Raw genomic sequence first — 15294 nt, forward strand, 5'->3', positions numbered from 1 at the left:
CTTAACAATAACTGTCTAAGCTAAGCAATAACATTGCATAGCAGTCTGCTTATTTGCGTTTGTTGAGGAATTTGCCGATGTCGAAATGCTTGCCAGCCAGCAGGCAGTCGATACGTGCGGTAACTACATCGTTATTGCTGAGCTGACGCGCTTTAATCAGCGAGCGGCGGATGGCAGGCGTGATAAATTCCTGTCCCCAGTCATCGACGATACCGCAGGCAATGCCGCGCGGCAAATCGAAGATGGATTCCAGGGCAGCGCAGATAATAGCATCGCTTTCACCCGGATGTGTGTTGAGATAACGCAGCGGTACCAGCAGGTCGTTTTGTTCTACGCAGTAGCGGGGCAGGTCTGCTTCGATTTGACGCAGCACGCGTTCGGAGCGCTGCTCGCCTTCGTAGGAAAGCAGGTACGGGAACAGCGGTGTTTCGTCCAGATGTGCCAACCAAAAATCGAAAAGCCGCGGCCAAATGTCTATATCCAGCTCCACTGCCAGGTTGCACAGCTGATAATCAAGCTTATTGTCCTTGATTAAATCGCTGTCAATTTCAGGCTGCCAGTCCTTGCGGTAGATGATTTTTTCGCAGGCGGCAATCTGCTCATGGCATTGGTTAAGCGTGAGCTGCCTATGGTTCTGCTCATCGCAAAGCTGCTGCAGCGCCGTAACGTAGCTGATTAAATCAAGTACATCCTCCGGTTTGCTGACATGTGCTTCGGCCTGCGCAAGCAGGCAGGTAAGCAGCTTGTTCAGATGGATATCGCTGATGTTGAACTGCTCTTCGATTACCTCTGCCGGGAAATGGTTGAGCATAATCAGATAATTGCCCACGATGATGACAGCGCTTTTATACTGTGCGTAGTTAAGCGGATGTGCCAGCTGTTCCTCTAAATGTGTTTCTCTGATGAATTTGACGGACAACGGCGGATATTCTACGTCGATATCGGGGCCGTTCTGCAGCAGCCAGAGGCGTTCCTCCTCATCACGGCAGTGGCAGTCGGTAATGCTGAAAACCTTGCCCCAGCCACTGGTGCAGCGGATAAGCTCCCAGATAGCGTTTTGCGGGTTGAATTTTGTTACGCGGCAGGAATATAAAAAGGCGAAGGTAAATTCCTCGCAGTGTGCTATGCGCAGCAAATCCTGCCACAGCTCCGGCTCCTGCTGACAAATTTTTTCCATGCCGTACATGCCGAAAAGCAGCATGGCGAATTTAACATGCTCACGTCCGTCGGCGTTATAGAAAAAGCGTCGCGCCAGGTCGAAGGCAACACTGTTGATATCATTCTGGTCTAAAGCTTCGATAAAGGGGTCGCAATATTCCGCAAAGGCCATGCCCTTCAGTTCATTGTACAGTTTGCTGCGCTGCTGGGTGGTAGGCTCGTTCAGATAGGCCTGCAGCAGCTTGAGCAGTATGCTGGCGGATTTGGGATTGGGCAGGTTGCCCATTGTATAGTGAAAGGCATCCTCGGAGCCAAGGGGACGTGGAATGGTGGCGTAGCGGTCATCGCACAGATTGGTAGCAGTAAAGCGGCCATGCTCGTCCAGATAGCTGTTTACATATTGATAGATTGTCTGCTTCATGTGCTCACCTCGTAATAAAAATATGTATTGCAGCAAATAATGCTGTTTTAAAAAAGCAAAGAGTAACTATATCATAACATAGAGGAAAAATAATGACCAGCAAAAAAAGTAAGGCTGCCGTAGCAGCGGAAATCCGCCACGGCAGCAGCCTTAAGTTTAAGCGTATGCAATTTACATTTGAGTTTTTATTTCCAGGAGGCAGTCGCCGCTTTCTACGCGTTCGCCTGCAGCTACATGGATAGCGCTGACGATACCGGAAATCGGTGCCGAAAGCGTGGTTTCCATCTTCATAGCTTCGGTAACAATCAGCGGAGTGCCCTTGGTAACGGACTGGCCCTTTTCTACCAGCACCTTGACAACGGAGCCGGAAAGGGAAGCGCCGATTTCGCCCATGTTGCCCTTTTCTGCTTTCTTTCGGGTAACAGTGGTGGTCTTGGCGTTGCGGTCCTTGATTTCGATTTCACGCGGCAGGCCGTTGAATTCGAAGAAGACGGTGCGCATACCGGCAGCGTTGGCTTCGGATATGTGGTCCAGCTTGATAACGAGCACTTTGCCCTGTTCAATTTCAACCTTGATAACCTCGCCCGGAGTCATGCCGAAGAAGAAGGTAGGAGTATCGAGAACGGATACATCGCCGAATTGGTTGTAACGGTTTACCCAGTCGGTGAATACCTTAGGATAGAGGCAGTAAGCGCTCACTGCTTCGTCCGTAGTAGGTGCTTCAAGCTCTTTGAGCTTAGCGCGTACATCCTCAAAATCTACCGGAGGCAGTACAGCGCCAGGACGCTCGCTGATAGGTGCGCGTCCTTTGAGCACCAGCTTCTGCAGCTTTTCGGGAAACCCTTGGTACGGAGTGCCGATGCGTCCTTCGAAGAATTCCACAACGGAGGCCGGGAAGTCCAGAATATCGCCCTTAGCATATACATCTTCTTCCGTCAGGTCGTTCTGCACCATGAAGAGTGCCATGTCACCGACAACCTTGGAGGATGGAGTAACCTTGATTAAATCGCCGAACATCATGGATACGCGGTGATACATATCCTTGATTTCCTCCCAACGATGGATGAGGCCCAGAGCTTGTGCCTGCTGTTTGAGGTTGGTATATTGTCCGCCGGGCATTTCGTGTACGTAAACCTCGGGGTTGGGGAAGTTTTCGGTTCTGTCGGCTGCCTTGTAGTAGGGACGCACGGTTTCCCAATAACGGGACAGCTCGTTCATAGCGTCTACGTCAAGACGCGGTTGACGCGGATGACCGCTGAGTGCGTAGTACAGGCTGCTGCCGCTGGGTTGGGAGGTACCGTTGCTCATGGCGCTCATAGCAGTATCTACGATATCAACGCCGGCATCAATAGCACGCGCGTAGGTGTAGATAGCGTTGCCGCTGCCTTCATGGGTGTGCAGATGGATAGGTACGTTGACGTAGGATTTGAGGCTGCTTACCAGGCGGTAAGCTGCTTCCGGCTTCAACAGGCCTGCCATATCCTTGATGGCGATAATGTTGGCGCCGGCTTTTTCCAGCTCCTTAGCCATATTGATGTAGTAATGTAAATCGTATTTATCGCGGTTGGGGTCGAGAATATCGCCGGTGTAGCACAGTGCTGCCTCTGCTACCTTGCCGCATTCGCGGACGGTGTCAATCGACAGGCGCATATTGTCCAGACCGTTGAGGCTGTCGAAGATACGGAAAACGTCGATACCGTTTTTGGCTGCCAGCTTAATGAACTGCTTAACAACATTATCCGGATAGCTGGTGTAGCCTACGGCGTTGGCACCGCGCAGCAGCATCTGGAAGAGAATGTTCGGTGCAGCCTGACGGAACTGTGCCAGACGCTGCCAGGGGCTTTCGTCGAGGAAGCGATAGGCTACGTCGAAGGTAGCGCCGCCCCAGCATTCAAAGGAGAAAAGTCCGGGCAGCTTGCCGGCGGTGTCACGCATAACGCGCAGCATATCGGCAGTACGCAGACGGGTGGCGAAGAGGGACTGATGCGCATCACGGAAGGTGGTGTCTGTGAGCAGAATCTCCTGCTGTGCCAGTACCCATTCAGCAAGACCTTCAGGTCCGCGGGTATCGAGAACGTGCTTAGCACCCAGCGCCAGAATGCCATTGTAGGGCTTGGGCATATTCAGCGGAGCAAAGTCAGGCTTCGGCTGTACGCCGACGTTAGAGTAACCGTTGACGGTGATATCGGCAATGTAGTTCAGCAGCTTGTTGCCGCGGTCCAAGGTTTTTTGGAAGACAAACAGCTCCGGTGTATTATCAACAAAGTCGGTAGTATAATCGCCCTTGATGAAGTGCGGGTTCTGCAGTACGTTTTCCAAAAACTGGATATTGGTTTTGACGCCGCGGATACGGAATTCTTTCAAGCAGCGCAGCATCTTGGTAATTGCAATCTGGTGAGTGAGGCCCCAGGTGGTAGCCTTAACCAGCAGAGAATCGTAGTACGGAGTGATGACGGAGCCGGTGAAGGCGTTGCCGCCGTCTAGACGGATGCCGAAGCCGCCGCCGCTGCGGTAGGTAATCAGCTTGCCTGTATCGGGCATAAAGTTATTGGACGGGTCCTCTGTGGTAATACGGCATTGGATAGCGTGGCCGATGGTTGTCAGCTCATCCTGCTGCGGCAGGGCGATTTCCGGGCCGTGCAGGTTGTACCCCTCAGCAATTTTGATTTGTGTTTGCACAATGTCGATACCGGTAATCTGCTCGGTAACGGTGTGTTCAACCTGAATGCGGGGGTTAACCTCGATGAAGTAGAACTTGCCGTCGGGAGTAGCCAAAAATTCTACGGTGCCGGCGCTGATGTAGTCAACATTTTTCATCAGCTTGACAGCAGCCTCGCAGATAGCTTTGCGCTGTTCTATAGGCAGGGCGAAGGCCGGAGCAATTTCAACCAGCTTCTGGTGGCGGCGCTGTACGGAGCAGTCGCGCTCGAACAGATGCATTAAATTGCCGTGGGTATCGCCGATAATCTGTACTTCAATGTGTTTCGGATTTTGCAGATATTTTTCCAGATATATTTCATCATTGCCAAAGGCTTTTTTAGCTTCGCTTTTAGCCATGTCGTAGGCAGTTATGGCTTCTTCGGCGCTGTGAACAACGCGCATACCGCGGCCGCCGCCGCCGTTGACTGCTTTAATGATGATAGGATAACCGCATTTTTCGCCAAAGGCCAGTACCTCATCGAGGCTGTTTACTGTACCCTTGCTGCCGGGAATCATGGGGATGCCTGCCAGCTCGGCTTGCTTACGGGCGTTGATTTTGTCGCCGAACATTACCAGGTGTTCCAGACGCGGGCCGATGAAAATCAGGCCTTCCTCAGCACAGCGGCGTGCTAAATTACTGTTTTCGGATAAAAAGCCATAACCGGGATGGATGGCATCTACGTCATGCTCCTTGGCTACGCGCAGAATGTCTTCGATATCAAGATAAGCGTCGGTCGGACTTTTGCCTTCGCCTACCATGTAGGCCTCGTCGGCTTTATTGCGATGCAGGGACAGGGTGTCCTCCTTGGAATATATAGCAACAGTACGGATTCCTAATTCGTTGCAGGCGCGGAAAACGCGGATAGCGATTTCGCCGCGGTTAGCAACTAAAACTGTATTAATTTTAGGCATAAGTTTGACCTCCTTAGATAGTTACAAGCTAATTGTATAGAAAATGACATGTAAATTCAAGGGATAGGACGCATGTATACAAGTATTCTTGCAGGGGACGGGGAGAGTGTGATTTTTTAACACTTTTTGTGTTGACGATACAATCAGCTTCACATTTTTTTCGTTTGTTTATTGCTATAAATAGGTATACAATAATACTTATAAAGCATAGCGAGGAGATGAAATGATGAACGATAACAATGATAAAAAACGGCCATTGACGTATTATTATATGCTGATGCTGGTTTTGATTCTGGTATTCAATTCCGTAATCATGCCAATGTTCTTTAACCCGAAAATGAAGGAGGTTTCCTATAATAATTTTCTTCAGATGGTGGATGAAGGCAAGGTATCTAAGGTAGAAATTACCGATAAGCGTCTGGCTGCGGTTGATAAGAACAACGAAAAAGAAATTTACGTTACAGGCAGAGTGGAAGACCCGGAGCTGGCTAACCGTCTGATGAAGAGTAAGGTAGAATTTACGCAGGTTGTGCCTAAGGAACAAAGTCCTCTGGTAACCTTTTTCACCAATTGGGTACTGCCGATTCTGATTTTCTTTGGCCTGGGACAGTTATTTATGTACTTCATGGGCAAGCGCATGGGCGGCAACGCCATGAGCTTCGGCAAGAGCAATGCCAAGGTCTATGTGGAAGCGCAGACAGGCAAAAGCTTTGCCGATGTAGCAGGTCAGGACGAGGCTAAGGAAGCACTGATGGAGCTGGTGGATTTTCTGCATAATCCAGGCAAGTACAAGGATATCGGTGCTAACATGCCGAAGGGTGCATTGCTGGTAGGCCCTCCCGGTACGGGTAAAACCTTGCTGGCGCGTGCGGTAGCAGGTGAAGCCAAGGTGCCGTTCTTCAGCATCAGCGGCAGTGAATTTGTAGAAATGTTCGTTGGCATGGGCGCTGCCCGTGTGCGCGATTTGTTCAAGCAGGCGCAGGAAAAGGCACCTTGCATAGTATTTATCGATGAAATCGATGCCATCGGCAAACGCCGTGATAACGGCCAGTTCGGCGGCAATGATGAACGCGAGCAGACTTTGAATCAGCTGCTGAGCGAAATGGACGGCTTTGACGGCAGCAAGGGTGTAGTTATTCTGGCAGCTACCAACCGTCCGGAATCTCTGGATAAGGCGCTACTGCGTCCGGGACGTTTTGACCGTCGCATTCCTGTTGAGCTGCCAGATCTGAAAGGCCGTGAGGCTATCCTGAAGGTTCATGCACGTAATGTGCGTATGGCAGACAATATCGATTACGGTACGTTGGCGCGGGCAACAGCCGGAGCCAGCGGTGCGGAGCTCGCCAACATTATCAACGAGGGTGCGTTGCGCGCTGTAAAAATGCATCGTAACGTGGTGGAGCAGGAAGATCTGGAGGAATCCATTGAAACCGTTATCGCCGGTTATCAGCGTAAGGGTGCGGTAATTTCTCTCGCAGAGAAAAAGGTTATTGCCTACCACGAAATTGGGCATGCACTTGTTGCTGCTATGCAGAAGCACAGTGCTCCGGTTCATAAGATCACTATTATTCCGCGTACCAACGGCGCTTTAGGCTACACCATGCAAATCAGCGAAAATGACAGCGTGCTGATGACCAAGGAAGAGCTGTTCAACAAGATTGTAACTATGACCGGCGGCCGCAGTGCCGAGGAGGTTGTTTTCGGCAGCATTACTAGCGGCGCTTCCAATGATATCGAGCAGGCAACCAAGCTGGCACGCAGCATGGTAACGCGTCTGGGTATGACGGAAGAATTTGATATGATGGCTACCGAGGTTGTGGCCAACCGTTATCTGGGCGGTGACGCTGCCCTGCAGTGCAGTGAAACTACAGCCGGCAAGATTGATGCCAAGGTTTTGGCGTTGATTAAGGAGGCTCACGCAAAGGCACGCACGATTTTGCAGGACAACAGAAATAAGCTGGATGTACTGGCACAGTACCTGCTTGAAAAGGAAACTATCACCGGCGAGCAGTTTATGGCTTTGCTGCAGCAGGAGCAGGCTAAAGAAAATGCAGAGGAGAAAACTCCGGAAGAATAACAATTACAAGCTTAAACGCAGTTACGTATTCCGTAAAACGGCAACGTGACTGCGTTGTTTTTTTGCACGCAGCGTTAATCGCGAAAAAAAATAAAAAAATTAAAATTAGCTATTGCTAACTATAAAAATATGTGCTACAATAATCGTGAAGTTAGTGATGGCTAACCAATGTATATCGTCCCTTCCTGATTTTGCATTGCAGCCTTGACCTTTGACCTTGATAATTTCCTTAAGTGCATTGGTTAGCTCCTCTACTTTTAAACGAGCTGCTATTTGCTTTTTAAGCAAATTCATATTTTCTCCTCCAAAAACAGACAGAACGCTGAAAATCCGTTAGGCAAGCGGGTTTCGGTGTTCTGTTTTGTTGTGTTGATACTGTTTTGATACAGTTTTATATATGCTTCTGTTGCGGCAGAGCATATTTCCCTAAGTGTAATTATATTATGCAATTGAGGCTGTATTGCAGATTTTTTATTTGCACAAAAACGGCCTTAGCGTTATAATAATTTATTACTGTTGTATGATTTTGTTTTATTTTGAGGTGGATTTTATGAAAAACTGGAAGATTGTTTTAGCCATTCTTACGGTTAATGTTGTGCTGATGGCTGCAGGCTATACTATGCTTATTCCCTTTTTGCCGATGTATCTGATGAACGAACTGGGAGTAAGTGCCGATGATGTAAAAATGTGGAACGGCGCGATTTTTTCCATAACCTTTCTGATTGGCGGTATCATGGCGCCTATCTGGGGTAAAATGGCTGATACGCACGGCAAAAAGATGATGGCGGTGCGTGCGGGTGCAGGCCTGGCTCTGTCGTACTTTTTGGGCGGCATAGTAACTACGCCGGAGCAGATGTTCGGTGTGCGTGTGTTGCAGGGCTTTGCTGCCGGCTTGTGGAGTGCGTGCCTGGCTATTGCTACCAGCCTGGTGCCGATGGAAAAGCTGGGCGTGAGCTTGGGCATTATGCAGGCAGGACTGACCTGCGGCAACGTCATTGGTCCGCTTGTAGGCGGTTCATTGGCAACGCTGTTTGGCATGCGTGCCTCATTCTTTGTTGCAGGTGGGTTACTGACAATTATTACGCTGGTATTTATGTTCTACATTCCCGAGCCGCCGAAGGCGGAGCCGAAAAAGCTTGCGTCCAAGCCGCAGGTACAGCTTTTACAGCAACCTGTAATTCGTGAAACGCTGATTTACATTGCTGTAGCTCAGATGGTTATCCTGCTGATTCAGCCGATTTTGAGCCTTTATATCGCAGAGCTGAACCATGGTGAGGGCAACATTATGTTTCTTTCCGGCGTGGCCTTCTCGCTCGTAGGCATTGCCAGTGCTATTACTGCGCCGAGCTGGGGACGCTTCGGACAGGAGCACGGCTTTTATAAAGCGTTGTGCGCTGCTACGCTGCTTTCCGGCTTGATGAGTGCGGTGACGGCAATGCCGCAGACACTGCTTTTGTTCTGTGTCTGTAATTTTTGCTATGGCTTGTGCTGTGCCGGTATTCAGCCTTCGCTGAGTGCGGTGTTGGCCAGCAATACAACTACCGACCAGCGCGGACGCGTTTTTGGCTTTATGTTCAGTGCGCAGCAGTTCGGTTCCATGGTAGGTCCTGTACTTGGCGGAGCTATTGCTACATTTGCGCCGTTGCAAAGTCTTTTTGTAGTAGCCGGCGTGATTCTTTTCGGCATTAGCGCTTGCGTTTGGCTTCGTCATGGTCATGAGCAAAATATTGTTGCTTAGACTGCTTAGAACGTTATAATTACAGATAATTTTCAGAAAATTAATCAGTTAAGAAAAACTCTGTAAGTCTTGTAATATGAGGCTTTCAGAGTTTTTTCTTTTGCTTGCGGTAAAAAAAGATTTTTATGTCACACAGATTTCACATATGTGACAAATAAAATTAGACAGAAAATTCACAAATAGTCTATAATCGGCCATGTGGAGGTGATGAAAATTAAGCTTAGAGGAGGCGTGAGCCTGGCGGAGCAGATCAGCTTCTACAGGCAGCTGGCGGTAATCCTGCGCAGCGGCCTGCCGTTACTGAATGCGCTGCAGTTATTGCAAAAGCATGGCAGCGCTAAGCAGATGCTGCTCTGCTATCGTCTGCAGCAAAGGCTGCGCCGTGGCAGCAGCCTGGCACAGGCCTTGGCAGCGGAAGCGGATTGCTGTACTCAGCTGGCAGTTACTTTGGTGGCTGTGGGGGAAGAAAGCGGTGAGCTGGCCACGTTGCTGGAGCAGCTGGCAGATTATTACAGCCGCCAGCTTAAGCTGCGGCGTTTTGTGCAGAGGGCTGTAACTTATCCGGCATTTTTGCTGCTGGCATCGTTTTGCGTGCTGCTGCTGTTTTTACTGTACATCCTGCCGGTACTGGCGGATACCTACAGCGCTATGGGCGTGCTGCCGATGGGTACATTGGCTTTGCTGCTGACGCTGAAGGATGCTTTGCTGCAGCAGCCGTTGGCAGCGCTGGCGTTGACGGCAGGCGTAGCAGCTGCACTTTTTTTGCTGGGACGCAGGCTGCTGCGCTGTTTTTTACGCAGCCGGTTAAGCGGAAATTTTCATGGCCTTTTATTAGAAGTACGCTTTTGCAGATTGCTGGCCTTGCTTTTGGAAAGCGGTGTAGGCATAACAAGAGCGGTGGCGATTGTGACGGATACCATGGATGATGAGCAGTATGCCGGGCAGCTGCGCCTGCTGAATAGCAGGCTAAAGCGAGGCATTGCGATTGAACAGGCTGCAGGCGGCGCAAAAGAGCTTTTTTCGCCGCTGATGCTGGAGCTTGTATGCGTGGGCGCATCTACAGGCTATCTGCCGCAAATGCTGCAGGAAGCAGTAACGGCCGGTGAGCAGCGTATGCAGCAGCAGCTTGGCAGGCTGCAGGAGCTGATGGTGCCCTTGCTGCTTTTAGTGGCAGCGATTATCATAGCGGGAATCGTCTGCATAGTTATCGGTCCGCTATTTGAGATGCTTTCGGCAATGCCGGAGTAAATTCAGGAGGTACGATTATGTTAAAAACAATGCGTAAACAGGGAGGCTTTACTTTAATCGAGGTAGTAGCAGCGGCGGCGCTGATTGGCATTATGGCTACCATGCTGCTGCCTTCGCTTTCGGGTGCTAACGACAGAGTGAAGAATGCCCGTCTGCAAAACGATCTGGTGACTATCGACCAGGCAATTCAGCTGTATAAGATGGATGCAGGCACTGTGCCGGCAGAGCTTACTACACTGGACAGCGAATATCTGGGCGGTAAGCTGGAATTCAAGGATGCCAAGGGCGAGGCACTTACCTATACACCAAATACAACCGACGGCACCTATACCCTCAGCGGCAAAAACAGCAAGGGTGCGGCAGTAACCTCACCGGGCAGTAAAGCTAACGCCGGTGAATAATAAGACAGCAGGCTATCTGCTGTTGGAGCTGCTGCTGGCACTTGGGTGCCTGGGACTTGCGGCAGTAATGCTGTATCCCGGAAGCAAGACGCTGCAGCGGCAGTATTACAGGCAGCAGCTGCGCTATACAGCATATCTTTTGGCGGCGGATATCAGACAGATGCAGCAGCAGACGCTGTTTCAGCCGGAAAATTATATGTACACGCTTAAAGTCAGCGATAAGGATAAGCATAGCTACAGAATTGAGCGCGCGCATAAAATCTGGAAGCGTGTAAGGCTCGATGCTGACATCAGCCTGACGTGCGAAAAAGCGATTAAGAATCTCAGCTATAATGAAAACGGCAATCCGACAGCCATTGGCGGTTACAGGCTGGAGCATAGACAGCTGCCTGATATGTACTGCCGGCTGACGGTGCAGCCGGTTACAGGCAGGGTGACTGTTTATGAAAAATAGCAGAGGCTTTTGCCTGGTACAGGAGCTGGTGTGCTTCTGCCTTACGGCAGTGCTGCTGGCGACAGCGATACAGGGCTTTTACCGCAGCAATTATCTGCTGAATGAAAGCCTTGAACTGCAGCAGGCGGTGCAGGCCGCACAGCAGGTGCTGGCGGGCGAAGAATATAGCGGCCGCTTTGACGTGACGCAAAGAATTAGCTCCGGCAGCACAGAATGTTTGGCGGTACAGGAGGTGCAGGCTGCTTATGGCAAGGTCAGGGTTACGCTTATCCGTGCGCTGCCGACGGCAGAGGGGCTATCTGCTTCTGGAGCTGCTGCTGGGACTTTTGCTGGCAGTAGTGCTGGTGACGTTGGTCTTTAAAGCAACAGGCACTGCCGGTCTCAGCTTTGGCTGCCTGCAGGATGAGCTGCAGCTGCAGGAAGCCAGACGGCATATTTTGGCGCAGTTAGAAAAGATAGTCTGCTATGATGCACAGAGCGTGCGTCTGCAGACTGACGGCAAAATAAGTTGCAGGATGCTTGAGGGGTGTAAACAGGTGACTGTTTACAGCGATAAGCAGGGCATATACCAGAGGACGCGTACCAATAAAGGCACGGGTGTGAATCCGGTGTCGCTGGAGGAGGTAGGCGTTTTCGGATGGCAGGTGCGACGCTGCTCGCCGCAAATGCTGTGCGTAAGCTTCGATCTTTACCGTAACGGCAGAAGCATGCGGGTGACGCAGTATTTTATTTGTTATAGTGCGAGGATAACAGATGATGCATAGCGCAAAGGGCAGTATATCGCTTCCGTGCCTGCTGGCAGCGCTCTTGCTGGCACTCAGCGCCCAGCTTTGCCTGCTTTATGCAGTAAAGGGCTATGAGGCGGAAAAGGATTTTTTACGGGGGCAGCAGCTGCGGCTGTTGTGCGGCTCCGTATTGCAGGCTATAGGTCAAAAACCGCAGCCTGCGGGTACGCAGCTTTGCTATGAGGGCGAGCTGCAGCCGGGCAATGAACCGGTAAAAGTGACAAGCGAAAGCAGTTACAGCTCGGATGGGCAGATAGATTACCTGAAGGTGTCTGTCGTAGCCGCTAATCATGTTGGCGCAGTACAGCGGCTGCACAGGCTTAGGGTGAGCTTCAGTCCGGAGATGCGGAAGCTGGCAGCTAAGAGCGTTCTTGCGGGACGTTCGCTGACAGGAGGAGAATATCTGCAGCAGGCAGCGTTATATACAAGCACAGAAGAAGTAAGGCTGCCGCAGATTAGCTTTCTGCAGAATAAATGCGCTGCTTCGCTGAACAAAAGGACTACGGAGGAAAACGGCCTCAGCGCCCGCTTTTATTATCTGAGGAGTAATACTTCGCTGATTCTTGGCAGCAAAGGCCTGCAGGGTGCAACATTGATAGCCAATAAGCTGTCGATAAATACCGCACCGGGTTCATATTACACGGACCGCATAGTGCTTATTAGTGAAGAGGGCGATATTACGCTGGGTGACGGTACCAAAATGGCACAGGCGCTGCTGCTGGCGAAGGGAACGGTGACGATAGGTGCAGGCTGTCAGCTGAACGGCTTTGTTCTGGCAGACAAAATCGTGCTCAGGGGAACAGCAGACCTTACTCCTGATACAGGTGCTGTTGAACCGATGCTGACACCGGCCTTCAATAAGCCGTAATTTTGTTGAATATATTGCATAACCAAAAAAAGAACTAGCCGGAGCTATGACTGCTCTTGCTAGTTCTTTTATATTGTTTATTCGGCTGCAGGTTTTTCAGCCTTAGCCTTTTTCTTGTTGTGCGCCTGCATAACCTCTTCGATATCGCCGGATTTAATCCATTCCTCCAGCGCTGTGGCCATTTCTGCTACTGCTGCTTCGATAGCGGTTTTGTCCTCGCCCTGGAAGGCATGCAGTACATGGTTGACAACTGCCTTATTATTGCGTGCCGGATGGCCGATGCCGATTTTAAAGCGCGGGTAAGCATCGGTGCCCAAATGCTCGGTAATGGATTTGATGCCGTTGTGGCCGCCGGCGCTGCCCTTGCGACGGATGCGCAGCTGACCTACGGGCATATCCATATCATCCTGGATAACAGCGATATCATCCGGATCGATGTGATAGAAGTTGGCGTAGGCACCAACAGCAACACCGCTGAGATTCATGTAGGTGGTTGGCTTGATGATGATGATTTTTTCGGGAGCGCGGTATTCTGCCATATAGGCACTGCGGTCCTCCTTACCGAAGCTTACACCAAGACGGCGTGCCAGCTCGTCAACTACCATAAAGCCGATGTTGTGACGGGTATTTTCGTATTCGCGGCCGATATTGCCAAGGCCGACAATTAGTTTCATATTGTTGCTCCTTTTTATTTATTAAGTTCTTCGATGGTGACAAATTCATATCCCTCTGCACGCAGACGGTCGATGATGAGGCCGACTGCCTCAATCGTCTGGTCACGCGGTGCCAGATTTTTGGGACTGTCGCCGTCATGCAGCAGGACAATAGCACCGGTGGATGCGTTCTCGCAGACTCTGTCGGCGATTACCTGCACGCCTGGGTTTGTCCAGTCGCGGGGAATGATGCTCCAGTTTACTATCTGCATACCTGCATCATTGATAGCCTTGACAGTGCTCCAGTCCTTGAAGCCGTGCGGCGGACGCATATACTGCGGTGCAGTACCGGTGATGCTTTGCAGCGTTTGCTTGCCATAGGCGATGTTGGCGGCAGCTTCGCTGCTGCTGAGCTTAAGCAAATCCTTGTGATAGCCTGCATGCAGAGCAATCAGGTGTCCTTGTGCCTGGACGAGCTTTACTGTTTCCGGATGCTTGGCAGCGTTTTCGCCCACTATAAAGAAGGTGGCATGCACGTTTTTGGCAGCCAAAAGCTTGAGCAGCTTCTGGGTATAGGGCGGATAAGGGCCGTCATCAAAGGTGAGGGCAATGAGCTTGCGCCCGTGGGTATTTTCCGCATGTGTTATAACCTTGCCATAAAAGCTGTTGCCGGGAAGTACGGCGAGCAAGAGCAGCGCGCCTGCAAGCGTAAGACTGAGAGCAGCGCTTATAGCGGCAGTCTTTCTGCTGATTTTTTTGTATATCCCCAGCCACAGCAGCAGTACGCCGGCAAGGGAACAGATAATAAGAAGATAAATGATACGCATAGTTACTCCAAATATTAAAGCCGGTAGTTTTGCCGGCTTTAATCATAACAAAAAGGCTTGCCAGAGGCAAGCCTTTTTATATTACGCTTAGTGTTTGGTATCGAATAATTGGCTTACAGACCAGTCATTGTAAATGCGCAGAATGGTTTCTGCCAGAATCGGCGCAATGGAGAGCACCTTAATTTTCGGGTGCTTTTTGGAAGGAGCCAGAGGAATGGTGTTGGTAACAACCAGCTCGGTGATATCGGATTGAGCAATGCGGGACAGTGCCGGATCGGTCAGGATCGGGTGAGTGCAGCATGCATATACTTCTTTAGCACCAAATTTCTTCAGGGCACGTGCGCCTTCGGTCAGGGAGCCTGCGGTATCAACCATGTCGTCTACCATGATGCAGGTTTTGCCTTTAACGTCGCCAATCAGGTTCATAACCTCAGCAACGCCGGGTTCCGGACGACGTTTGTCGATGATAGCCAGCGGTGCATTCAGCATTTCAGCGAAATTGCGGGCACGGCTTACGCCACCAAGGTCCGGAGAGATAACAACCATGTCTTCCAGATTCTTGGATTTAATGTATTCTGCCATCAGCGGGCCGCCGGGCATATGGTCAAAGGGGATGTTGAAGAAGCCTTGAATTTGTGCAGCGTGCAGGTCGATGGTTACTACACGGGTAATGCCTGCAGTTTCCAGCAGGTCTGCCATCAGCTTAGCAGTGATAGGCTCACGGCCGCGTGCTTTGCGGTCCTGGCGTGCATAGCCATAGTAGGGGATAACAGCAGTGATGTGGTTAGCGCTGGCGCGTTTGAAGGCATCAGCCATAATCAAAAGCTCCATTACGTTATCGTTAACGATAGGGCCGCAGGTCGGTTGTACAATGAAGATATCCTTGCCACGTACACTTTCGTTAATCATTACCTGAACTTCGCCGTTGTTGAAACGGTTAACTACAGAATCACCAACGGTGGTTCCGAGGTAAGCAGCGATTTCGCGTGCCAGATCAGGGTTTGCATTACCGGTAAATATTCTTAACTTATTCTCGTCAGACAACATGTCCA

The 15294-nt window shown here is 50.6% G+C and carries 14 protein-coding genes; 8 read left to right on the forward strand and 6 right to left on the reverse strand.

Features of this window, described 5'->3' with window-relative positions; all coding sequences use genetic code 11:
- Window positions 1-49 precede the first annotated feature (49 nt).
- Together HMPREF9443_RS02465 and pyc are read right to left on the reverse strand one after the other, a co-directional pair.
- Entirely contained in the window at window positions 50-1579 is a 1530-nt protein-coding gene (locus HMPREF9443_RS02465) for a hypothetical protein (RefSeq protein WP_009144923.1), read from the reverse strand.
- Between the two features lie 171 nt (window positions 1580-1750).
- Window positions 1751-5191, reverse strand: coding sequence for a pyruvate carboxylase (gene pyc, locus HMPREF9443_RS02470; protein ID WP_009144924.1), 3441 nt, complete (start codon window positions 5189-5191; stop codon window positions 1751-1753).
- Between the two features lie 226 nt (window positions 5192-5417).
- Here pyc and ftsH point away from each other — a divergent pair, with 226 nt between their 5' ends.
- Complete coding sequence (ftsH, locus tag HMPREF9443_RS02475) at window positions 5418-7268, forward strand: ATP-dependent zinc metalloprotease FtsH (protein ID WP_040564822.1); 1851 nt, start codon at window positions 5418-5420, stop codon at window positions 7266-7268.
- A gap of 105 nt (window positions 7269-7373) precedes the next feature.
- On the opposite strand, the gene HMPREF9443_RS02480 is transcribed toward ftsH, so the two are convergent.
- Window positions 7374-7562 carry a hypothetical protein gene (locus HMPREF9443_RS02480; RefSeq protein WP_009144926.1) on the reverse strand — a complete coding sequence of 63 codons (189 nt, stop codon included), beginning with the start codon at window positions 7560-7562 and terminating at the stop codon, window positions 7374-7376.
- A gap of 256 nt (window positions 7563-7818) precedes the next feature.
- Here HMPREF9443_RS02480 and HMPREF9443_RS02485 point away from each other — a divergent pair, with 256 nt between their 5' ends.
- The 7 genes from HMPREF9443_RS02485 (at window position 7819) to HMPREF9443_RS02515 (ending at window position 12762) form a co-directional block, all read left to right on the forward strand.
- A complete protein-coding gene (locus HMPREF9443_RS02485) occupies window positions 7819-9006 on the forward strand; it encodes an MFS transporter (RefSeq protein ID WP_040564858.1) in 1188 nt (395 codons plus the stop codon).
- A 207-nt stretch (window positions 9007-9213) separates the two neighbouring features.
- Window positions 9214-10254, forward strand: coding sequence for a type II secretion system F family protein (locus HMPREF9443_RS02490; RefSeq protein WP_009144928.1), 1041 nt, complete (start codon window positions 9214-9216; stop codon window positions 10252-10254).
- Between the two features lie 17 nt (window positions 10255-10271).
- Window positions 10272-10655: a type II secretion system protein gene (locus HMPREF9443_RS10285; RefSeq protein WP_009144929.1), complete on the forward strand. Its 384-nt coding sequence runs from the start codon at window positions 10272-10274 to the stop codon at window positions 10653-10655.
- Window positions 10648-11109 (forward strand): hypothetical protein, encoded by a 462-nt coding sequence (locus HMPREF9443_RS02500; RefSeq protein WP_009144930.1) that lies wholly within the window; start codon window positions 10648-10650, stop codon window positions 11107-11109. Before HMPREF9443_RS10285 ends, HMPREF9443_RS02500 begins: the two co-directional genes overlap by 8 nt.
- Window positions 11099-11470: a hypothetical protein gene (locus HMPREF9443_RS02505; protein WP_009144931.1), complete on the forward strand. Its 372-nt coding sequence runs from the start codon at window positions 11099-11101 to the stop codon at window positions 11468-11470. The genes HMPREF9443_RS02500 and HMPREF9443_RS02505 overlap by 11 nt, the downstream gene beginning before the upstream one ends.
- Window positions 11355-11873, forward strand: coding sequence for a hypothetical protein (locus tag HMPREF9443_RS02510; protein ID WP_148495311.1), 519 nt, complete (start codon window positions 11355-11357; stop codon window positions 11871-11873). The genes HMPREF9443_RS02505 and HMPREF9443_RS02510 overlap by 116 nt, the downstream gene beginning before the upstream one ends.
- Entirely contained in the window at window positions 11863-12762 is a 900-nt protein-coding gene (locus tag HMPREF9443_RS02515; protein WP_009144933.1) for a hypothetical protein, read from the forward strand. Before HMPREF9443_RS02510 ends, HMPREF9443_RS02515 begins: the two co-directional genes overlap by 11 nt.
- Window positions 12763-12839: 77 nt before the next feature.
- On the opposite strand, the gene pth is transcribed toward HMPREF9443_RS02515, so the two are convergent.
- The 3 genes from pth to HMPREF9443_RS02530 form a co-directional block, all read right to left on the reverse strand.
- A complete protein-coding gene (gene pth / locus HMPREF9443_RS02520; protein WP_009144934.1) occupies window positions 12840-13436 on the reverse strand; it encodes an aminoacyl-tRNA hydrolase in 597 nt (198 codons plus the stop codon).
- Between the two features lie 14 nt (window positions 13437-13450).
- Complete coding sequence (locus tag HMPREF9443_RS02525) at window positions 13451-14242, reverse strand: polysaccharide deacetylase family protein (protein WP_009144935.1); 792 nt, start codon at window positions 14240-14242, stop codon at window positions 13451-13453.
- A gap of 87 nt (window positions 14243-14329) precedes the next feature.
- Window positions 14330-15289: a ribose-phosphate diphosphokinase gene (locus HMPREF9443_RS02530; RefSeq protein WP_021719247.1), complete on the reverse strand. Its 960-nt coding sequence runs from the start codon at window positions 15287-15289 to the stop codon at window positions 14330-14332.
- Between the last annotated feature and the right edge of the window lie 5 nt (window positions 15290-15294).

The organism is Phascolarctobacterium succinatutens YIT 12067, assembly GCF_000188175.1.
GTDB classification, from domain to species: domain Bacteria; phylum Bacillota; class Negativicutes; order Acidaminococcales; family Acidaminococcaceae; genus Phascolarctobacterium_A; species Phascolarctobacterium_A succinatutens.